Genomic DNA, 21,756 nt, shown 5'->3' on the forward strand with positions numbered 1-21,756 from the left:
TGTCCTTGAAAAAGATAAAGCGGTGTCAGGAAATGCAGGCGGCGTTGATGGCGCCGATCGACAGGGCAATGGCGCCCAGCAGGCCGCCGAAAGCGCTGTTGTTCGATTCGATCTGGTCCTTCGACATGCGCAGCAAACGCGTGGTCACCACATAGGCGAGCAATTGCACCACCATGGCGCCGAAGGCCCAGGCAAAGAATTGCTGGTAGTCGGCCGTGTGCATCAGGGACGAGGCGATGGTGGCGGAAAAGCCTAGCAGCGCGCCGCCCAGCGACAGGGCCGCCGCCTGGTTGCCCTGGCGGATCAGCAGCACTTCGTTATACGGCGTGACGCGCGTGTAGATGATAAAAAAGGCAATCAGCAGCGCGGCGGCCAGTATAAGATGGATCAGATAGTTTAGGATGGCGGGCACGGCTTTCCTCGCAATGAGTATTTGATAACGTCAACGCATATTAGAACAAAAAAAAGTCCAATGAACAAAAAGATTCTGATTTTGTCCGTCTTCGTGGTCGCCTCCTGCGGCCTCGCGTATGAACTGATCGCTGGCGCCATGTCCAGCTACCTGCTCGGCGACTCCATCCTGCAGTTTTCCACCATCATCGGCTGCTACCTGTTTGCCATGGGCATAGGTGCTCATTTTTCCAAGTACGTGAAGGACGACGACGTGCTCTCGCGCTTCGTCGACATCGAACTGGCCGTGGGCCTGATCGGCGGCCTGTCGGCCGCCATCCTGTTCATGACCTTTTCGTGGATGGCCGCGCCATTTCGCACCTTATTGTATGTGATGGTGTTCCTGATCGGCGCACTGGTCGGCATGGAAGTGCCGCTGGTGATGCGCGCCCTGAACACGCGCCAGACGGAATTTTCCGAACTGGTCAGCCGCGTGCTCACCTTCGACTACCTGGGGGCGCTGGCCGTCTCCCTGCTGTTCCCGCTCGTGCTGTCGCCGTATCTGGGCCTGGTGCGCACGGGCTTTTTGTTCGGCATGCTCAACGTGGGCGTGGGCCTGTGGAGCATCTATGTCTTCCGCGCGGAACTGAAGAACCTCACGGGGCGTTTGCTGCGCGCCTGCGCCGTGATGCTGCTGCTGATTGCCGGCTTTGCCATGTCCGACCGCATGGTGGCCTGGGGAGAACATGGCCTGTTCGGCGACCAGATCGTGTACTCCACCACCACGCCCTACCAGCGCCTGGTGATCACGCGCTGGAAGGACGATACGCGGCTGTACATCAACGGCAACCTGCAGTTTTCCTCGCGCGACGAGTACCGCTACCACGAGGCGCTCGTGCATCCGGTGCTGGAAGCGCTGCCGTGGGCGCGCCGCGTGCTGGTGCTGGGCGGCGGCGATGGCCTGGCCCTGCGCGAAATCCTCCGTTATCCCCACATCGAACACGTCACTGTGGTCGACCTCGACCCCGCCATGACGGCCGCGTTTACCACGCGCCCGGAACTGGCCAAGCTGAATAATAATTCGTTCTCGGACAAGCGCGTCACCGTCGTCAATGTCGATGCCGCCGTCTGGCTGCGCAACAACGGCGACATGTTCGATGCAGCCATCGTCGATTTCCCCGATCCGTCCAGCTTCGCGCTCGGCAAACTGTATTCGGTGCCGTTCTACGACCTGGTGAAAAAGCACCTGGCGGCCAAGGGCTTGATGGTGGTGCAATCGACGTCGCCGTTCTTTGCCCCGCACGCCTACTGGACCATCAATTCGACCCTGCGCGAAGTGGGCATGCGCACCTGGCCCTACCACGCCTACGTGCCCTCGTTCGGCGAATGGGGATTTATCCTCGCCTCGCCGCAGCTCGACTACACACCGCCGACGAAATACCGCCTGCCCATGCGCTACCTGAATGCGGACACCACGCGTGAAATGTTCATCTTCCCGCCCGACATGCAGCCGCTGCCGATGGCACCGAATCGCCTCAATACCCAGTCGCTCGTGCATGAATTCGAGCAGGACTGGAACCGGGTGATCCGCTGATGCAGCGCCGTTCCTTCATGCTGTGGGCCGCCGGCGGCACGGCAGCGGCGGCCGCCGCCGGCATCGGCAGCATCGCCGCCTACCTGCGCTGGCAGGAAATCACGCCCAAGGTGCTGTACCCGGGCCGCAGCGAGGGCCACTATTTGCGTGAGCTGCTGCGTGAACGCAAGGCGCTGCCGCCACCTTCACGCACCTTGCGCACCGACGTGGCCATCCTCGGTTCGGGCATCGCCGGCCTGACGGCCGCCTGGCGTCTGAATAAACTGGGGCACAAGGATTTCCTCATGATCGACGGCCCCCAGCCCTACGGCAACGCGGCCGGCGGCCATTTCGGCGATCTCGCTTATCCGACCGGTGGCCACTACCTGCCGCTACCGTCGCCCGAATCGACGCATGTGCGCGAAATCCTGTTCGACCTGGGCATCATCGAGCGCGATCCGCAGGCGGAAAAGCCCACTTACGACGAGCGCTACATCCTGCATGCGCCCGAGGAGCGCTTGCTGTTCAACGGCCAGTGGCAGGATGGCTTCATTCCCACCGAAGGCATCTCCGCCGATGAACTGGCGCAGCACGAGCGCTTCTTTTCCGATGTGCGGCGCCTGCGCCAGGCGCATGGCAACGATGGCAAGCGCGTCTTCGTTTTTCCTACCGTGGAATCGTCGCAAGACCCGGCCTGGCAGGCGCTCGATAGCATCACCTTAAAACAGTGGATGGAACGCGAAGGCTATACCTCGCCCACCTTGCACTGGTATTTGAATTACTGCTGCCGCGACGACTACGGCACGCGCTACGACCAGGTCTCGGCCTGGGCCGGCCTGCATTACTACTGCAGCCGCTGGGGCCAAGCGGCCAACGCGGGCAATGGCGCCTGGCTGACCTGGCCGGGCGGCATGCAGCCGGTCGCCACGGCCATGGAGCAGGCCTCGGGCGTCCAACGCCATGCGGGCACGGTGGTTTCCCTCACGACGACGGCCAGCGGCGTGGAGGCGCTGTGCCTGGAACTGGTCGACGGCCAGCCGCGCACCTACCTGGTCAAGGCGCGCAAGGCCATCTGCGCCATGCCGCTGTATGTCGCGGCGCGTGTGGTGGACAACATCGCCGCCTATGGCTTTGACGCGAAGTGCCACACGCCCGCGTATGCGCCGTGGATGGTGGCCAATTTTTTACTTAAACGCTTTCCCGACGAACTGCCGCATGCACCGCTGTGCTGGGACAACGTCGTGTACCAGGAGCCGGGCCTCGGCTATGTCGTCTCCACGCACCAGGACATCCGCGTGCGCCCGCCCGAGAAAACCGTCTTCAGCGCCTACGTGGCCTTATCCGACCGCACGCCGCAGCAAGCGCGCAAATGGCTCGATACGGCCACGCCCGAAGAATTGCTGGCGCTGGCCAGCGTCGATTTGAAGACGGCGTATGGACGCGATTTTGCCAATTGCGTCGAACGGGTCGACATCACCGTGCGCGGCCACGCCATGGCGGCACCGTTGCCGGGATTTCGCAGCAATGCGGGGCTGAAAGCGCTGCGCGAGCACGACGGCGCCATCCTGTTCGCGCATGCCGATCTGTCGGGCTTTTCCGTGTTCGAGGAAGCGGCGTGGTGGGGCGACCGTGCGGCGCGCTTAGCCGCCGCATAAAAAAGGCCGGCGCAAGCGCCGGCCAGAGCCCCCTAAGGCTCGAACCTGTGCTTCCTTGTTCTTCTCATTTATTTTTATTAATCACGTCGATAAAGACGGCCGCCAGCAGCACCAGGCCCTTGATCACCTGCTGGTAATCGATGCCGATGCCCATGATGGACATGCCGTTGTTCATCACGCCCATGATGAAGGCGCCGATGACGGCACCCATCACCTTGCCCACGCCGCCCGAGGCCGAGGCGCCGCCGATGAAGCAGGCGGCGATCACGTCCAGCTCGAAACCCGTGCCGGCCTTCGGCGTGGCCGTATTCAGGCGCGCCGCGAAGATCAGGCCGGCCAGCGCGGCCAGCATGCCCATGTTGACGAAGGTGTAGAAGCTGACCCGTTCCGTCTTGATGCCGGACAGGCGCGCCGCCTTTTCGTTGCCGCCCACGGCATACACGCGCCGGCCCAGCACGGTGCGGTTGGTAATGAAGGTGTAGGCGACGATGAGCAGCGACATGACGGCCAGCACGTTGGGGAAGCCGCGGTACGACGCCAGCAGATAGCTGAAATACACCATCACGGCGGCAAAGACCGCGTTTTTCAGCAGGAAGAAAGCGCGCGGCTCGTTTTCCATGCCGTGCTTCAGTTGCTTGGCGCGGCTGCGCAGCGAGGTGATGATCAGCGCCGCGGCGGCGATCACGCCCAGCAGCAGAGACAGACCGCGCAGGTTTTCGCCGCCGAACGGGTCGGGCAGGAAGCCGGAGCTGAGCATCTGGAAGCCTTCCGGGAAGGGGCCGACCGACTGGCCAGCGAGCAGCGCCAGGGTCAGGCCCTTGAACACCAGCATGCCGGCCAGGGTGACGATGAAGGACGGGATCTTGAAGAAGGCGACGAAATAGCCTTGCGCACCGCCGATGACGGCGCCGGCCAGCAGGCAGAGGATGCTGGCGGCGACAAAATTCATGTTGTAGTTGACGATCAGGACGGCCGCCAGGGCGCCCACGAAGCCGACCACCGAGCCGACGGACAAATCGATATGGCCGGCCACGATGACCATCAGCATGCCCAGCGCCATGATGACGATGTAGCTGTTTTGCAGTACCAGGTTGGTCAGGTTCAGCGGCTGCATCAGGGTGCCGTCGGTCATGTACTGGAAAAAGCCCATGATGACGATCAGCGAGAGCAGCATGCCGTAGTCGCGCATATTGTTCTTCAAAAAGCCGGCATAGCTTTTCGCTTGCGGCGCGGCCGCTGGCGCTGCTGCTGCCGGCGCGCCTGCTGTCAATTTATTGTCCATTGTTTTCTCCGTGTGTAACGATCGCGCGCATGATTCGCTCCTGCGATGCTTCTGCCGCGCTCAGTTCTGCCGCGAAGCGGCCTTCGTTCATGACATAGATCCGGTCGCACATGCCCAGCAATTCCGGCATTTCCGACGAGATCATGATGATGCATTTGCCTTCCGCGGCCAGGTCGCTGATGATGCTGTAGATCTCGTACTTGGCGCCCACGTCGATGCCGCGGCTCGGTTCATCGAGGATCAGCACGTCGGGGCGCGAAAACAGCCACTTCGCCAGCACCACTTTCTGCTGGTTGCCGCCGGACAGATTGACCACCTTCTGCGCCACGCTCGAGCAACGTGTCTTGAGCTTGCGGCGGAAATCCTCGGCCACGCTGAATTCACGCTGCTCGTCGATCACCATGTGTTTGGAAATCGCATCGAGGTTGGCCAGGCTGGTGTTTTTCTGGATGTCTTCCTCGAGGATCAGGCCCAGGCCCTTGCGGTCTTCCGTCACATACGCGAGGCCGTGCGCGATCGCCTTGCCGATGGTGCTGACGTCGATCTCCTGGCCATTCTTGAGCACCGTGCCGCTGATGCGCTGGCCGTAGGCGCGGCCGAAAATGCTCATTGCCAGTTCCGTGCGCCCGGAGCCCATCAAGCCGGCGATGCCGATGATCTCTCCCTTTTTCGCGTGCATATTGATGCCCTTGATGACGGGACGGTCGGCATGCTCGGGATGGAAGACGCGCCAGTCGCGCACTTCGAAAATGGTCTCGCCTATCGTCGGCGTGCGCGGCGGATAGCGGTCGGCCATTTCGCGTCCGACCATTTTTTCGATGATGCGGTCTTCGCTGACGGGCTCCACGCGGCAGTCGAAACTGTCAACCGTGTTCCCGTCGCGCAGCACCGTGATGGCATCGGCGACTCTTGAAATTTCATTGAGCTTGTGCGAAATCAGGATCGAGGCGATGCCCTGGGCTTTCAGGCCCAGCAGCAGGTCCAGCAAGGCCGCGCTGTCGCTTTCGTTCAGGCTGGCCGTCGGCTCGTCGAGGATCAGCAGCTTGACGTCCTTGCATAGCGCCTTGGCGATCTCGATCAGCTGCTGCTTGCCCACGCCCAGGTTGGTGATCAGGGTGTCAGGTGACTCTTTCAAGCCGACTTTGTGCAGCAGTTCGCGCGTCTTGCTTTGCGCGTATTCCCAGTCGATGACGCCCATGCTGGACGGTTCGTTGCCGAGGAAGATATTCTCGGCGATCGACAACTGGGGCACCAGCGCCAGTTCCTGGTGGATGATGATGATGCCGATTTCTTCGCTGTCCTTGATGCCGCGGAAGTGCCGCGTCTGGCCCAGGTAATCGATGTCGCCCGTATAGCTGCCATGGCCGTAGACGCCACTGAGCACTTTCATCAGGGTCGATTTGCCGGCGCCGTTTTCGCCGACGATGGCGTGGATCTCGCCGCTGCGTACCCGCAGGTTGACATTGTCGAGCGCAACGACGCCCGGGAATGTTTTGCGTATCCCGCGCATTTCCAGGATAGTGTTCGTCATATAACCTCTCTGGCACGGCCGCGCTGGTCGGCATCGGTCGTGCGGCAGTCTTGTTCTTGATAGTGCGTGAAGCGAAAGGCCCGGCTGCGCCGGGCCTTCAGTACCTTGGATGCTTATTTCACTTGCGCTTCCGTGTAGTAGCCGCTGCCGGTGACGAGCACCTGCTTCCAGTTCGCCTTGTCGACTGTGACCGGTTTCAACAGGTAGGACGGCACGACTTTCACGCCGTTGTTATAGGTCTTCGTATCGTTGACGGTCGGCGTTTTGCCGCTCATCATCGCGTCGACCATGTTGGCCGTGACCTTGGCCAGTTCGCGCGTGTCCTTGAACACGGTCGATGCCTGTTCGCCGCGGATGATCGATTTCACCGACGGGATTTCCGCATCCTGGCCCGTCACCACCGGGAACGGCTGCTTCGGCGTGCCGTAGCCGACGCCCTTGAGCGAGGACAGGATGCCGATGCTCAAGCCGTCATATGGCGACAGCACGGCGTCGACGCGGGCATTGCCGTAGTAGGCGCTGAGCAGGTTGTCCATGCGGGCCTGCGCCACGGCGCCATCCCAGCGCAGGGTGGCGACCTTTTCCATGCCCATCTGCTTCGAGCGCACCACCAGCTTGCCGCTGTCGATGTAGGGTTTCAGCACCGACAGCGCGCCGTTGTAGAAGAAGTGCGCATTGTTGTCGTCGGCCGAGCCGCCGAACAGTTCGATATTGAACGGGCCCTTGCCTTCCTTGAGTTTCAGCGCCGATTCAATATAGCCCGCTTGCAGCACGCCGACCTGGAAGTTGTCGAAGGTGGCGTAGTAATCGATGTTTTTCGTGCCGCGGATCAAACGGTCATACGAGATGACCTTGATGCCCTTGTCGGCCGCTTTTTGCAGCACGTTCGACAGGGTGGTGCCGTCGATGGCGGCGATCACCAGCACCTTGGCGCCCTTGGTGATCATGTTTTCCACCTGCGCCAGCTGGTTCGGGATATCGTCGTCGGCAAACTGCAAGTCCGTCTTGTAGCCGCGCTCCTTGAATACCTTGACCATGTTGTCGCCGTCGGCGATCCAGCGCATGGACGATTTGGTCGGCATCGAAATGCCGATTGCGCCCTTGTCTGCGGCGCTTGCCACGGGCATTACCGCCATGCCGGAGATGGCCAGCGCCAGGCTCGCGGTCAGCATTTTCATTGTTGTTTTCATTTCAGGTCTCCACCGTCTTCGATAGTTGAATGTGCCAGGGCCGTCGTCCAGTGGGCGGGCTCCGTGCGAATGGCCGATTGCAGGCCACGGCTGATACTAGTTTGTCCATCCATCCCTCACCAATCACTTTTTTCGCATTGCTGATATCCAAAACGATATCGACGGGTCAATTGATGCAATGCGCCATGGCACGCCTTTCCGCCTGCTGAGAGGGCGGAAACAGGGGCCGCGCGGCGGCTTTTTTTGGTGCGCTGCAATACCAATAATCATCATTCAATTTGGTGATTTTCGTAATTGCGGCGACACAGGGCGGCGCGCAGAATCGGTCCGAACTTGAACACCGGCCATCCCGTCACGACCTTTTGAAAGCTTGCCATGCAGCCGATTTCCCCCGCCTCCCTGTTGCCCGCCGACCTGGCGCAGGCCCTCCTTGTCGGCCGCATCTGGCGTGACGGCCCGTGCGTCGTCGCCGTGCGCGGCGGCGAAGTGGTCGACATCACGCAGACGGTGGCGACGGTGGCCGAGCTGTTTGAGCGCAGCGATGCGCTCGAGATCGTCCGCCATGCGCCCGGCATCGCGCTCGGCCCCGTGCAGTCGCTGCTGGAGCAGGCGCTGGCCGCGCCGGCCGGCGAGCCGCTGCTGCTGGCGCCGTGCGACCTGCAGGCCGTCAAGGCCTGCGGCGTGACTTTTGCCGTCAGCCTGCTCGAACGGGTGATCGAGGAGCAGGCGGGCGGCGACGCGGCGCGCGCGGCGAGCTTGCGCACCGCCCTGCAAATGACATTGGGCGGCGACTTGTCGGCACTGACGCCTGGCTCGGACGCGGCGCAGCGCCTGAAACAGCAGCTGCAGCAGCGCGGCGCCTGGTCGCAATACATGGAAGTGGGCATCGGCCCCGATGCGGAAGTGTTTACCAAGGCGCAGCCGATGTCGTCGGTGGGCTGCGGCGCGCAAGTGGGCTTGCTGCCATCGTCCGCCTGGAACAACCCGGAGCCCGAGATCGTCCTGGCCGTCAACAGCCGTGGCGAGGTGCTGGGGGCGACCCTGGGCAACGACGTCAACCTGCGCGACATCGAAGGGCGCAGCGCCCTCTTGCTGGGCAAGGCCAAGGACAACAACGGCTCCTGCGCCATCGGCCCCTTCATCCGCCTGTTCGACGAGCACTTCACGCTCGACACCGTGCGCGAGGCGGAAGTGTCGCTGCTGATCGAAGGCGCGGACGACGGCTTTGTGCTCGAAGGTGCCAGCTTCATGCGCGAAATCAGCCGCGACCCGCTTGACCTGGTGCGCCAGACGGCAGGCCAGTACCACCAGTATCCGGACGGTTTCATGCTGTTCCTCGGGACCATGTTCTCGCCCGTAAAGGACCGCGGCGCGCAGGGCGGCGGCTTTACGCACCACCTGGGCGACCGCGTGACGATTGCCAGCGCCTCGCTGGGCGCGCTGGTCAACGAAGTGCAGCGCTGCGATGCGATTCCTCCCTGGACGTTCGGCGTGCGCGCGCTGTACCAGAACCTGGCCCAGCGTGGCTTGCTTTGATTATTTATTAACTTGGAACGCTTAACAAAACCGTAGCGAGCGGATGAGAGTTGTGGCTGAGAAGCGGAGCTGTGCGCATGCACAGTGAGCATCGGAGGCCGCAAATCTCGACGCGCAGTAGGTTTGGTTATGCGTTTCTAAAAAGAGAGATACCATGCAACATGCAATCTATCCCAGCCTGGCCGGCAAGCGGGTCGTCATCACGGGCGGCGGCACCGGCATCGGCGTGGCCATCGTCGAGGCGTTCGCGCGCCAGGGCGCCCACGTCACCTTTCTCGACATCGCCCGCGAGGCGTCGCTGGCGCTGCAGGACAAGCTGGCCCACCTGCCGCAGCCGCCCGTTTTCCGCTATTGCGACCTGACGGACCTGGGCGCGCTGGCCGCCACCTTCGCCGAGATCGCACACAGCGCGGGCGCCACGGATATCCTCGTCAACAATGCGGCCAATGACGACCGCCACGAACTGCAGGACGTCACGCCCGCCTACTGGGACGAGCGCATGGCCGTGAACCTGCGCCACCAGTATTTCTGCGCCCAGGCCGTAGCGCCGGCCATGCGCGCCAAGGGCAGCGGCGTGATTCTCAACCTGGGGTCGATTTCCTGGCATTTGGCGCAAGCGCGCCTGTCGATCTACATGACGGCCAAAGCCGGCATCGAGGGCCTGACGCGTGGCTTGGCGCGCGACCTGGGCGTCGACGGCATCCGCGTCAACTGCATCATTCCCGGCGCCGTGCGCACGCCGCGCCAGGAAAAGCTGTGGCATACGCCGGAAGCGGAAGCCGTGATCCTGCAGGGCCAATGCCTGCAGCTGCGCGTGGAGCCGGAAGACGTGGCGGCGCTGGCGCTGTTCCTCGCGTCGGACAACGCGGCCAAGTGCGCGGGACGCGAATACTACGTCGACGCAGGATGGTACGGCGCATGAGCACCGCAGGCAACCGCCAGGCGCGGCGCTTCCGCTCGCAGGACTGGTTCGACAATCCCGACCACATCGACATGACGGCGCTGTACCTCGAACGCTTCATGAACTACGGCATCACGGCCGAGGAACTGCGTTCGGGCCGGCCCATCATCGGCATTGCGCAAAGCGGCAGCGATATCAGTCCCTGCAACCGCATCCATCTGGAACTGGCCCAGCGCGTGCGCGACGGCATCCGCGATGCGGGCGGCATCCCGATGGAATTCCCGCTGCACCCGATCTTCGAGAACTGCCGCCGTCCCACGGCCGCGCTGGACCGCAACCTTGCGTATCTGGGCCTGGTGGAGATTTTGCACGGCTACCCGATCGACGCCGTGGTGCTGACGACGGGCTGCGACAAGACCACGCCGGCCCAGCTGATGGCCGCCGCCACGGTGGATATTCCCGCCATCGTGCTGTCGGGCGGCCCCATGCTCGACGGCTGGATGGACGGCGAACTGGTGGGTTCCGGCGCGGCCATCTGGAAGGGCCGCCGCCAGCTGTCCGCCGGCTTGATCGACAACGACAAATTCCTGCAGATCGCGGCCGCCTCGGCGCCATCGGCCGGCCATTGCAACACCATGGGCACGGCATCGACCATGAATGCGCTGGCCGAGGCGCTGGGCATGTCCCTGACGGGCTGCTCGGCCATCCCCGCGCCGTACCGCGAGCGGGGCCAGATCGCCTATGAAACGGGGCGCCGCATCGTCGCCATGGCGCATGACGACGTGCGCCCGTCGAGCATTCTCACGCGCGAGGCGTTCCTGGACGCGATCATCGTCAACGCGGCCATCGGCGGCTCGACCAACGCCCAGCCGCACCTGATGGCCATGGCGCGCCATGCGGGCGTGGAATTGCACTCGAGCGACTGGATGGAACACGGCTACGACGTGCCGCTGCTGCTGAACATGCAGCCGGCCGGAAAATACCTGGGTGAGCGCTTCCACCGCGCCGGCGGCGTGCCGGCCGTGATGTGGGAGTTGCAGCAGGCGGGTTTGCTGCACGCGGACCGTTTGACGGTCACGGGCCAGAGCATGGCGGCGAACCTGGCGGGGCGCGAGAGCGCGGACCGCGAGATGATCCGCCCGTTTGCCGCGCCGCTGAAGGAAAAGGCCGGCTTCATGGCCTTGCAGGGCAACCTGTTCGACTTCGCCATCATGAAGACCAGCGTGATCTCGCCTACTTTCCGCGAGCGCTACCTGTCGCGTCCCGGCAGCGAGGGCGTGTTCGAGGCGCGCGCCATCGTCTTCGATGGTTCAAGCGACTATCACGCGCGCATCAACGACCCCGCGCTCAACATCGACGACAGCTGCATGCTGGTCATGCGCGGCGCCGGTCCCGTGGGCTGGCCCGGTTCGGCCGAAGTGGTCAACATGCAGCCGCCCGACGCCTTGCTCAAGGCCGGCATTCTGAACCTGCCGACCCTGGGCGACGGGCGCCAGTCGGGCACGTCGGACAGTCCTTCGATCCTGAACGCGTCGCCGGAAAGCGCCGTGGGCGGCGGTTTGGCGCTGCTGCGCACGGGCGACATCATCCGCGTGGACTTGAACGGCGGCCAGTGCGACATGCTGGTCGATGCTGACGAACTGGCGCGCCGCGCGCAGGAACTGCCGCCGCCCGTCAACGACAGCGCCACGCCGTGGCAGGAAATCTACCGCGCCAGCGTGGGTCAGCTGGAAACGGGCGCCTGCATGGAGCTGGCGCTGAAATACCGCGCCGTGGGCCAGACCCTGCCACGCCACAACCATTGATGTAGGTCGGCTTAGCGCTCCGCGCGTAAGCCGACACCACCACAGACATAAAATTTTTCAGCAGTACCCGCAGTTAAAAAACGTTGTTAATAAAATCCACAAGGAGACACACAATGAACAAGATCATCAGTGCAGCCATCATGACCGCCATGCTGGCATTGAGCAGCAGCGCCGCCCTGGCCGATGCGAAAAACCCGAAAATCGGCTTTTCCATCGACGATTTGCGCGTGGAACGCTGGACGCGCGACCGCGATTTCTTCATCGCCGCCGCCGAAAAGCAGGGCGCCAAGGTCTTCGTGCAGTCGGCAGACGCCAGCGAGCAGCGCCAGATTTCGCAGATCGAAAACCTGATCTCGCGCGGCGTGGACGTGCTGGTGATCGTGCCGTTCAACGCCACGGTCCTCAACAACACCGTCAAGGAAGCGAAAAAGGCCGGCATCAAGGTGCTGTCGTATGACCGCCTGATCCTGAACGCCGATATCGATGCGTATATCTCGTTCGACAACGAGAAAGTGGGCGAGATGCAGGCCGAAGGCGTGACCAAGCTGCAACCGAAGGGCAATTACTACCTGCTGGGCGGCTCGCCGACCGACAACAATGCCAAGATGCTGCGCGAAGGCCAGATGAAGGTGCTCAAACCGTTCATCGACAAGGGCGACATCAAGATCGTCGGCCAGCAGTGGGTGAAGGACTGGAGCGCCACCGAAGCGCTGTCCATCGTGGAAAACGCGCTGACGGCCAACGGCAACAAGATCGACGCCATCGTCGCCTCGAACGACGGCACGGCCGGCGGCGCCATCCAGGCCCTGGCCGCGCAAAAACTGGCCGGCAAGGTGCCGGTCTCGGGCCAGGACGCCGATCTGGCGGCCGTGAAACGCGTCATCGCCGGCACGCAGTCGATGACCGTCTACAAACCGTTGAAAACCATCGCTGCGGAAGCGGCCAAGCTGGCCGTGCAACTGGCGCGCAATGAAAAGCCGGCCTACAACTCCAGCTATGACAACGGCCTGAAAAAGGTCAGCACGGTGCTGCTGAAACCAACGCCGCTGACCAAGGCGAATGTGAACATTCTCGTCGATGACGGTTTCTATACCAAGGCGCAGCTGGGTAATTGATTACCCGCTTGATGTCGGCTTACGCGCTGCGCGCCAAGCCGACCTACGATTGCCCGCATCGGCCGTTATCCGACAATCGCCGGCTCCGGAAACGCCGGTGGCGGTGTCGGCCGTCCGCACCGGCCGTAGGTCGGATTAGCGGCGCCATGGGCGCCGCGTAATCCGACATTTCCCCCGTATCCGCAACGAGAGTGAGCATGTCCGACTATCTGCTTGAAATGAAAGGCATCGTCAAACAGTTTGGCGGTGTCCGCGCGCTTGACGGCATCGACCTGCAGGTGCGGGCCGGCGAGTGCATCGGCTTGTGCGGCGAGAATGGCGCCGGCAAGTCGACCCTGATGAAGGTGCTGTCCGGCGTGTACCCGCATGGCACCTGGGATGGCGAGATCCTGTGGGATGGCCAGCCCCTGCGCGCGCAATCGATCCGCGACACGGAAGACGCGGGCATCATCATCATCCACCAGGAACTGATGCTGGTGCCGCAGCTGTCCGTGGCCGAGAATATCTTCATGGGCCGCGAACTCACCCTGCCCGGCGGGCGCATGCACTACGCGGCCATGTACAAGCGCGCCGACGAGCTGCTGCGCGAACTGAAAATTCCCGAACTAAACGTGGCGCAGCCCGTGATGAATTACGGCGGCGGCCACCAGCAGCTGGTGGAAATCGCCAAGGCGCTCAACAAGAATGCGCGCCTGCTGATCCTCGACGAGCCGTCGTCGTCGCTGACGGCGTCGGAAATCGCCGTGTTGCTCGATATCCTGCGCGCGTTGAAGGCCAAGGGCGTCACCTGTATCTACATTTCGCACAAGCTCGATGAAGTGGCGGCCATTTGCGACACCATCGTCGTCATCCGCGACGGCAAGCATATCGCCACCACGCCGATGGCGCAGATGAACGTCGAGCGCATCATCGCGCAGATGGTGGGCCGTGAAATGAGCCAGCTGTACCCGCAACGCGCGCAGCCGGCACCTATCGGCGAAGTGCTGTTCGAGGCGCGCCACGTGACCTGCATCGACGCCGACAACCCGCAGCGCAAGCGGGTCGACGATGTGTCATTCGGCCTGCGCAAGGGCGAGATCCTCGGCATCGCCGGCCTGGTGGGGGCGGGGCGCACGGAACTCGTCTCGGCCCTGTTCGGCGCCTATCAGGGGCCGTGCCAGGCCGAAGTGTGGCTCGATGGCCGCAAGATCGATACCCGCTCGCCGCAAAAGGCCATCGCCATGGGCCTGGCCATGGTGCCGGAAGACCGCAAGCACCACGGCATCGTGCCCGACCTCGATGTGGGGCAGAACATCACCCTGGCCGTGCTGGAGGAATTCGCGCGCGCCACGCGCATCGACGGCGAGGCGGAATTGACGGCCGTGCGCGGCGAGATCGCGAAGCTGGAACTGAAGGCGGCCAGCCCGTCGCTGTCCATCACGAGCCTGTCGGGCGGCAACCAGCAAAAGGCCGTGCTGGCCAAGATGCTGCTGACGCGTCCGCGCGTGCTGATCCTCGACGAGCCCACGCGCGGCGTCGACGTGGGCGCCAAATATGAAATCTACAAATTGATGCTGGCGCTGGCCGACCAGGGCGTGGCCATCATCATGGTCTCGTCGGAACTGGCCGAAGTGCTGGGCGTGTCCGACCGCGTGCTGGTGATGGGCGAAGGCCGCCTGCGCGGCGACTTTATCAACGATGGCCTGAGCCAGGAAACCGTGCTGGCGGCGGCGCTCGACCAGCGCCCGGCGCCCGCCGCCAACATCGCAAACAAGGAAACCGCAGCATGAAACCGCACAGTATCAAACAGCTGTTCACCCAATACAAGATGCTGGCCCTCCTGATCGCCGTGGCGCTGATCTGGGCTTTCTTTTCATGGAAGACGGAGGGCAGTTTCCTCACGCCGCGCAACCTGTCTAACCTGCTGCGCCAGATGTCCGTCACCGGCATCCTCGCCTGCGGCATGGTGCTGGTGATTATCGCCGGCGAGATCGACTTGTCGATCGGCTCCCTGCTGGGGCTGCTCGGCGGCATCGCCGCCGTGCTGGACGTCACGCAGCACTGGCCGCTGGCGCTGAACCTGGCGGCCGTACTCGGCTGCGGCCTGGTGATCGGTTTGCTCAATGGCTATCTGACGGCGTACCGGGGCATCCCGTCCTTCATCGTCGGGCTGGGCGGCATGCTGGCGTACCGCGGCATCCTGCTGGGCATCACGGGCGGCATCACGATCGCGCCCGTCTCCGAGCCGATGGTCTACCTGGGACAGGGCTACCTACCCGCGGTCCCCGGCATCGTGCTGGGCATCGGCCTGTTCCTGCTGGCCGCCTTTTTGACGTGGCGCGCGCGCGCCAGTCGCGCCCAGCATGGCTTGCCGCAGACGGCGCCCTGGGCCGACGGCTTGCGCCTGGCCGTCATCGGCGCCGTGCTGTATGCCTTCGTGCAAACCCTGAACGGCTATGAAGGCATTCCGCTGCCCGTGCTGTTGCTGCTGGCCTTGCTGGGACTGTTCAGCTACATCACGAGCCAGACCGTGTTCGGCCGCCGCATCTACGCCGTCGGCAGCAATATGGAAGCGACGCGCCTGTCCGGCATCAACGTAAAAGCCGTCAAGTTGTGGATCTTCGGCATCATGGGCCTGATGTGCGCGCTGGCAGGCCTGATCAACACGGGCCGCCTGGCCGCAGGTTCCCCATCGGCCGGCACCTTCAGCGAACTCGATGCGATTGCCGCCTGCTTCATCGGCGGCACCTCGATGCGCGGCGGCTCGGGCACCGTGTACGGCGCCCTGATCGGCGCGCTGGTGATGGCCAGCCTCGATAACGGCATGTCCATGCTGGACGTGGACACCTACTGGCAGATGATCGTGAAAGGCAGTATCCTCACTTTGGCCGTGTGGGTCGATGTTAGCACGCGCGCCGGACGCCGATAGCGGGGAACCTCGACAAACCTACTGCGCGTCCCACTATCGCTTCTGCGTTGCTCAGCGTACCTCCGTACGCTTGCGCTACTCAAGGCGATATTGCACCGCTCGCTACGGTTTTTCGAGGCCCCGAAAGGCCTGGCTGCCACATGGAGGAGACACCAGCATGAAATTGCCGACCGCGCACCGGATCGCGCTGCTGTTTAACGGGAATAAAATCTACGACCGCGACATCATCGCGGGCATCGCCGCCTACCTGAACACGACGCGGGTGTCGTGGGACCTGTTCCTGGAAGAGGATTTTCGCTGCCGCCTGCCCGGCATCGAACGCTGGCAGGGCGACGGCATCATCGCCGATTTCGACGATCCCGCCGTCTGCGAAGCGCTGGCCCACAGCCGCCTGCCCGTGGTGGCCGTGGGCGGCTCGTATGCGCGCGCCGAGGATTACCCGGCCGGCATCCCCTATGTGGCGACCGACAATTTCAAGATCGTCAAGCTGGCCTATGAACACCTGGTGGAAGCGGGCCTGACGCGTTTCGCCTGTTTCAGCCTGCCCGAGGCTGATGTCAACCGCTGGGCGCAGGAACGCGAAACGGCGTTTTGCGCCTTGATGGAGCGCGACCACATGCGCGCCGACGTATACCGGGGCGTCGCCACCAGCGCGCCGTCTTGGGACGAAGCGGTGGAGCAGCAGATTGCCTGGCTCAACAGCCTGGAAAAACCCGTCGGCATCATCGCCGTCAGCGACGCGCGCGCGCGCCAGCTGCTGCAAGCGTGCATGCACGCGGGGATCGCCGTGCCGGAGCAGGTGGCCCTGATCGGCATCGACAACGACCCGCTGGCGCGCATGCTCACGCGCATTCCATTGAGTTCCGTCATCCAGGGCACGGAAGAAATGGGCCGCACGGCCGCGCATTTGCTGCATCAGATGTTGAATGGCGCGCGCCTGTCCGGCACGCGCATCCTCGTGCCGCCGGCCGGCCTGAACGTGCTCGCCTCCACGCGCCACCAGCCCTTCCAGCATCCGCAGGTGATGCAGGCGCGCCACTTCATCCGCCAGTACGCCTGCCAGGGCATCAAGACGGAGCAGGTGGCCGATTACGTGGGCGTGTCGCGTTCCTCGCTCGAAGCGCATTTTCGCCACGAGCTGGGGCGCAGCGTGCACGACGAGATCCTGCATTTCAAGCTCGATGCGGCCAAGACCCTGCTGGCGCGCGGACCAGGGCAGGTGGCCGAGGTGGCCGTGCGTTGCGGCTTTACCACGGTGCAGTACATGCATGCCGTCTTCAAGCGCGAACTCGGTTGCACGCCGCGCGAATTCCAGCAGCGCAGCCGGCCACCGCCAGCCCCCGGGCAGGCGCCATGATGCATCTGCTGCGCAATGCGCGCGGCATGCGCGTGGCCATCGACGCGCACGATGCCAGCGTGCGGGCTTGGTGGGCGCCCGACCGCTATGGCCGCCTGGCCGACGTGCTGGGCGCCGCGCCCCCTGCGGCACGCTCGTCCACCGTCTGGCAGTGCGCGCCGCCGGACGACGGCCACTTGCTGCTGCACCTGGCGCACGACGGCCTGTCGGTGCGCCTGGCCTACCGGCTTGACGAGGATGGCAGCCTGCACCTCGACTGCGTCGCCACGGCCGAGACGGTTTCCCGTTTTGCGCTGGCCGCGCCCCTGTTCAATCTGCAGGGCGGCCGCGCCGCCGTGGGTGATCATGTGCTGCGTCTGGCCGCCGACCGCTACTGGCCCGGCGGGCATTCGTGCAGCGCTCCGCTCGATGTGGCGGGCAGCGCGTTCGACTTCCGCCAGCCGGCGCCGCTCGCTACACGCCTGGCCTGGCCCGCGCTCGTGCACTTGCCGGGATTCCGGCATGATTTTTACTGGACGGGCAGCGGCCAGCTGCGCGAGGCGGCGCGGGTTGCCGACCCCGCTTCGGGGCGGGTCCTGCGTTTTTCCAGCACCCAGGACAGTTGCCATTTATATTCCGATGCGCGCTGTTTTTCCCTGCTGGCGCAGGGTGTGCAATTGCAGCCGGGACAAGTGAGGCGCTTCAATCTTGCCTACCGTTTGGGCGTGCAGGATATCGATGCGTTTGACATATCCGAACCGGTATCAATGATGTCAAATAAGTGATTGGTCAGATATGCGGGGCAGTTCTACCATGGGGTAGTTTTTCCCTCATTCATTTTTGTCCTGACCGACGCTGCGAACCTGTCCATGAACATACTCACCATCGATGCCGGCACCACCAATACGCGTACCTTGCTGTGGCGCGCAGGCGCCGTCGTCGCCCAGGCGCAGCTGGAAACGGGCGTGCGCAATACCGCCATCGATGGCCATAACGGCGCGCTAAAACAGGCGCTGCGCGAGACCATCGCCAGCGTGCTGGCCAGCGCCGGCATCGCGCCGTCCGAGGTAAACCTGGCGCTGGCCTCGGGCATGATTACTTCGCCCATGGGCGTCCAGGAAGTGCCGCATTTGCCGGCGCCCGCAGGCTTGGCCCAGCTGGCACAAGGCATGCAGGCGGTGGACTTGCCCGACGTGCTGGCGCAGCCCCTGTGGCTGATTCCCGGCGTGCGCAACCAGCATGGCGCCGTCGGCCTGCATAACGTCGAAGCGATGGACATGATGCGCGGCGAAGAGACGGAAGTCGTCGCGCTGCTCGAGCGCCTGCAATTGCGGGGCGCGGCGACCCTGATCATGCCCGGTTCGCATACCAAGTTGATCAGTGTGGACGAGCAGCGCCGCATCCTCGGCTGCAGCACCACCATTGCCGGCGAGCTGCTGCAGGCGATCACGCAGCACACCCTGATCAAGCAATCGGTCGATGGCGGTTTTGCGCAAACCCTGGTGCCGAAAATGCTGCTGGCCGGCGCGGCCGCGGCGCAAAAAACGGGGCTGGCGCGCGCCTGCTTCAGCGTGCGCACCTTGGGCCAGTTCAGCGCCATCGAATGCAATGAGCGGGCCAATTTCCTGATGGGCGCGGTCCTCAGCGGCGACCTGCTGGCGCTGCGCAACAGCACCGCCATCCAGATGCGGCCCGATACGCCGCTCGTCATTACCGGCAAGCCCATGCTGCGCCAGGCGCTCGGGCTGCTGATCGAAGAACACGGATTTTTTTATGGCAAGCGCATCATCGTCGACGACCAGCAGCAAGCCAATCTGGCCGGTCACGGTGCGCTGCTGATCGCCGCCGCGCGCGGCTTGATTTCCCCGCAGGAGACAGTATGAGCAGCAACAAGAACAAGCGCCCCTTGCGTTCGCAATCGTGGTTTGGTGGCGACGACAAGGACAGTTTTATTCACCGCAGCTGGATGAAGAACCAGGGCTATCCCAGCGACGCCTTCGATGGCCGTCCCGTCATCGGCATCTGCAATACCTGGTCCGAGCTGACGCCCTGCAATGGCCATTTCCGCGACCTGGCCGAGATGGTCAAGCGCGGCGTGCTTGAGGCGGGCGGCTTCCCCGTCGAATTTCCCGTCATGTCGCTGGGCGAGACGAATCTGCGCCCGACGGCCATGCTGTTCCGTAACCTGGCCAGCATGGATGTCGAGGAATCGATCCGCGCCAACCCGATCGACGGCGTGGTGCTGCTGACGGGCTGCGACAAGACCACCCCGGCCCTGCTGATGGGCGCGGCCAGCGTGGACTTGCCCACCATCGTGCTGTCGGGCGGCCCCATGCTGAACGGGAATTACCGGGGCAAGCCGATCGGCTCGGGCACCGACGTATGGAAATTTTCCGAGGACGTGCGGGCCGGGCGCATGACCTCGGCCGAATTCAAGCAGGCCGAATCGTGCATGTCGCGTTCCGCCGGCCATTGCATGACCATGGGCACGGCTTCGACCATGGCCAGCATGGTCGAAGCGCTGGGCGTGACCTTGCCCGGCAACGCGGCCATTCCCGCCGTCGATGCGCGCCGCAAGCTGCAGGCGCAGCTGACGGGCCGGCGCATCGTCGACATGGTGCATGAAGACCTGAAACTGTCGCAGATCCTCACGCGCGAAGCGTTTGAAAACGCCATCATGGTCAACGGCGCCATCGGCGGCTCGACCAATGCCGTGATCCACCTGCTGGCCATCGCCGGGCGCATCGGCGTGGACATGCGCCTGGGCGACTGGGACCGCCTGGGGCGCGACATTCCCTGCCTGCTGAACCTGATGCCGTCGGGCCAGTACCTGATGGAAGATTTTTACTATGCGGGCGGCCTGCCCGTGATCATCCGCGACTTGCTGGGAAAATTGCATGGCGAGGCGCTCACCGTCACGGGCGCGACCATGGCCGTCAACGTGGCCGAAGCGGAAAATTTCAACCCCGAGGTGATCACGCCGCTGGCGCAGCCATTCAAGGACGAAGGCGGCATCGCCGTCCTGCATGGCAACCTGGCCCCGCGCGGCGCCGTCATCAAGCCATCCGCCGCCTCGCCCGAGCTGATGCAGCACCGCGGCCGCGCCGTCGTCTTCAACAGCATCGAGCACTACAAAAAGCGTGTCGACGATCCCGCGCTCGATATCGATGCCAGCTGCGTGATGGTGCTGCAAAATTGCGGCCCGCAGGGCTATCCGGGCATGGCCGAAGTGGGCAATATGGGACTGCCGAAAAAACTGCTGGAGCAGGGCGTGCGCGACATGGTGCGCATCTCGGACGCGCGCATGAGCGGCACGGCCTACGGCACGGTGGTGCTGCACGTGGCGCCGGAAGCGGCTGTGGGCGGGCCGCTGGCCCTGGTGCGCGATGGCGACATGATCGAACTGGACGTGGCGGGACGCCGTTTGCACCTGGACGTCGACGAAGCAGAGCTGGCGCGCCGGCGCGCCGAGTGGAGCGCACCGCTTCCGGCCATGAAGGGCGGCTACCAGTCTATGTACATCAAGCACGTGACGCAGGCCGACGAAGGCGCGGACCTGGACTTCCTCGTCGGCTGCCGGGGTTCGGCCGTTCCGCGCGAGTCACATTGAAGGGAAGGAAAAAAAATGATGGGGACACAGGCGCAATTACTGGTCGATGCGCAAAACTTCCTGGGCGAGGGTGTGCGCTGGTGCGAACGCAGCGGCCGCGTTTTCTGGACGAATATCGAAGGCTGCCAGCTGCATGCGCTGGTGCTGGCCACGGGCGAGCGCCAGAGCTGGGCCATGCCCGAGCGCCTGGCGTGTTTCGCGCTGACGGACAGCGACGAGGTGCTGTTGCTGGGACTGGCCTCCGGGCTGGCGTGGTTTGACGCGCGCAGCGGGGCCGTCACGCGCTTGCACACGGTGGAGGGCGACTTGCCCATGACGCGCCTGAACGATGGCCGCTGCGACCGCCAGGGACGCTTTGTCTTCGGCACGCTCGATGAACGCCCGTGCCGCGATGCGATCGGCAGCTTTTACCGCCTCAACCTGGACTTGACCCTGGAGCGCTTGCCGCTGCCGCAGATCGCTATCTCGAACAGCATCTGCTTCAGCGTCGATGGTACGGCCATGTATTTCTGCGACTCGATGAAGAGGGCGATCTACCGCTGGGACGATTACCTGGGCGGCGACGCGAGCCGGGTGCGCGTGTTTGCCGTGCTCGACCCGGGACCGGGCGCCGCCGATGGCGCCACCATCGATGCGGATGACTACCTGTGGAGCGCGCAGTGGGGCGCGGGCAGGGTCTTGCGCTTCGCGCCGGACGGCAGCATCGAGCGCAAGATCAGCCTGCCCGTCTCGCAGCCCAGCTGCGTGAGCCTGGGCGGCCCGCACTATGACGAATTGTTCGTCACGACGGCGCAGGAGAACTTGACCCCGGCCCAGCTGGCGGGCGAACCGCTGGCCGGCGGATTGTTTCATGCGCGCCAGGTGGGCGTGCGCGGTTTGCCGGAAGTGCGCTTTGGCGCCCTGCCGGCCTGACAGGAGAGAGCA

17 protein-coding genes are annotated in these 21,756 nt (G+C 64.0%); 13 read left to right on the plus strand and 4 right to left on the minus strand.

Annotation, left to right across the window (positions count from 1 at the left end; all coding sequences use genetic code 11):
- Nucleotides 1–25: 25 nt before the first annotated feature.
- Nucleotides 26–412 carry a DUF350 domain-containing protein gene (locus tag ACQ4WO_RS15265; protein WP_070303236.1) on the minus strand — a complete coding sequence of 129 codons (387 nt, stop codon included), beginning with the start codon at nt 410–412 and terminating at the stop codon, nt 26–28.
- A 60-nt stretch (nt 413–472) separates the two neighbouring features.
- Between ACQ4WO_RS15265 and ACQ4WO_RS15270 the strand changes: the two genes are divergently transcribed.
- The gene (locus tag ACQ4WO_RS15270; RefSeq protein WP_436482182.1) at nt 473–1,984 is read left to right on the plus strand and encodes a polyamine aminopropyltransferase; all 1,512 of its coding nucleotides are present in this window, start codon (nt 473–475) and stop codon (nt 1,982–1,984) included.
- Nucleotides 1,984–3,618, plus strand: a complete 1,635-nt coding sequence (locus tag ACQ4WO_RS15275) for an NAD(P)-binding protein (RefSeq protein ID WP_436482184.1) — start codon at nt 1,984–1,986, stop codon at nt 3,616–3,618. The genes ACQ4WO_RS15270 and ACQ4WO_RS15275 overlap by 1 nt, the downstream gene beginning before the upstream one ends.
- Nucleotides 3,619–3,682: 64 nt before the next feature.
- Here ACQ4WO_RS15275 and mmsB read toward each other — a convergent pair whose 3' ends face one another.
- The 3 genes from mmsB to chvE all read right to left on the minus strand — a co-directional run bounded on the left by mmsB (nt 3,683) and on the right by chvE (nt 7,567).
- On the minus strand, nt 3,683–4,900 hold the full coding sequence (mmsB, locus tag ACQ4WO_RS15280) for a multiple monosaccharide ABC transporter permease (protein ID WP_436482185.1): 1,218 nt from the start codon (nt 4,898–4,900) through the stop codon (nt 3,683–3,685).
- Entirely contained in the window at nt 4,890–6,431 is a 1,542-nt protein-coding gene (gene mmsA, locus ACQ4WO_RS15285) for a multiple monosaccharide ABC transporter ATP-binding protein (RefSeq protein WP_436482186.1), read from the minus strand. The genes mmsB and mmsA overlap by 11 nt, the downstream gene beginning before the upstream one ends.
- 113 nt (nt 6,432–6,544) lie before the next feature.
- Nucleotides 6,545–7,567, minus strand: coding sequence for a multiple monosaccharide ABC transporter substrate-binding protein (gene chvE, locus ACQ4WO_RS15290; protein ID WP_223278970.1), 1,023 nt, complete (start codon nt 7,565–7,567; stop codon nt 6,545–6,547).
- Between the two features lie 429 nt (nt 7,568–7,996).
- Here chvE and ACQ4WO_RS15295 point away from each other — a divergent pair, with 429 nt between their 5' ends.
- From ACQ4WO_RS15295 to ACQ4WO_RS15345, 11 genes are all read left to right on the plus strand, one after another.
- On the plus strand, nt 7,997–9,157 hold the full coding sequence (locus ACQ4WO_RS15295; protein WP_436482188.1) for a fumarylacetoacetate hydrolase family protein: 1,161 nt from the start codon (nt 7,997–7,999) through the stop codon (nt 9,155–9,157).
- Between the two features lie 154 nt (nt 9,158–9,311).
- Entirely contained in the window at nt 9,312–10,079 is a 768-nt protein-coding gene (xylB, locus tag ACQ4WO_RS15300; protein WP_034752740.1) for a D-xylose 1-dehydrogenase, read from the plus strand.
- Nucleotides 10,076–11,863 (plus strand): IlvD/Edd family dehydratase, encoded by a 1,788-nt coding sequence (locus ACQ4WO_RS15305; protein ID WP_436482189.1) that lies wholly within the window; start codon nt 10,076–10,078, stop codon nt 11,861–11,863. Before xylB ends, ACQ4WO_RS15305 begins: the two co-directional genes overlap by 4 nt.
- Nucleotides 11,864–12,003: 140 nt before the next feature.
- A complete protein-coding gene (xylF, locus tag ACQ4WO_RS15310) occupies nt 12,004–12,978 on the plus strand; it encodes a D-xylose ABC transporter substrate-binding protein (protein WP_099377905.1) in 975 nt (324 codons plus the stop codon).
- Nucleotides 12,979–13,175: 197 nt separating this feature from the next.
- Nucleotides 13,176–14,747 (plus strand): D-xylose ABC transporter ATP-binding protein, encoded by a 1,572-nt coding sequence (xylG, locus tag ACQ4WO_RS15315; RefSeq protein ID WP_436482190.1) that lies wholly within the window; start codon nt 13,176–13,178, stop codon nt 14,745–14,747.
- Complete coding sequence (locus ACQ4WO_RS15320; RefSeq protein WP_034783811.1) at nt 14,744–15,886, plus strand: sugar ABC transporter permease; 1,143 nt, start codon at nt 14,744–14,746, stop codon at nt 15,884–15,886. Before xylG ends, ACQ4WO_RS15320 begins: the two co-directional genes overlap by 4 nt.
- 157 nt (nt 15,887–16,043) lie before the next feature.
- Entirely contained in the window at nt 16,044–17,243 is a 1,200-nt protein-coding gene (locus tag ACQ4WO_RS15325; RefSeq protein WP_436482191.1) for a XylR family transcriptional regulator, read from the plus strand.
- Nucleotides 17,240–18,007, plus strand: coding sequence for an aldose epimerase family protein (locus tag ACQ4WO_RS15330; RefSeq protein ID WP_436482192.1), 768 nt, complete (start codon nt 17,240–17,242; stop codon nt 18,005–18,007). The genes ACQ4WO_RS15325 and ACQ4WO_RS15330 overlap by 4 nt, the downstream gene beginning before the upstream one ends.
- Nucleotides 18,008–18,091: 84 nt before the next feature.
- Nucleotides 18,092–19,105, plus strand: a complete 1,014-nt coding sequence (locus ACQ4WO_RS15335) for a 2-dehydro-3-deoxygalactonokinase (protein ID WP_436482193.1) — start codon at nt 18,092–18,094, stop codon at nt 19,103–19,105.
- Nucleotides 19,102–20,832: an L-arabinonate dehydratase gene (araD, locus tag ACQ4WO_RS15340; RefSeq protein WP_436482194.1), complete on the plus strand. Its 1,731-nt coding sequence runs from the start codon at nt 19,102–19,104 to the stop codon at nt 20,830–20,832. The genes ACQ4WO_RS15335 and araD overlap by 4 nt, the downstream gene beginning before the upstream one ends.
- A 15-nt stretch (nt 20,833–20,847) precedes the next feature.
- Nucleotides 20,848–21,744, plus strand: coding sequence for an SMP-30/gluconolactonase/LRE family protein (locus ACQ4WO_RS15345; RefSeq protein ID WP_436482196.1), 897 nt, complete (start codon nt 20,848–20,850; stop codon nt 21,742–21,744).
- The last annotated feature ends 12 nt before the right edge of the window (nt 21,745–21,756 follow it).

Source organism: Janthinobacterium aestuarii, assembly GCF_051380835.1.
In the GTDB taxonomy this organism is placed as follows: Bacteria; Pseudomonadota; Gammaproteobacteria; order Burkholderiales; family Burkholderiaceae_D; genus Janthinobacterium; species Janthinobacterium aestuarii.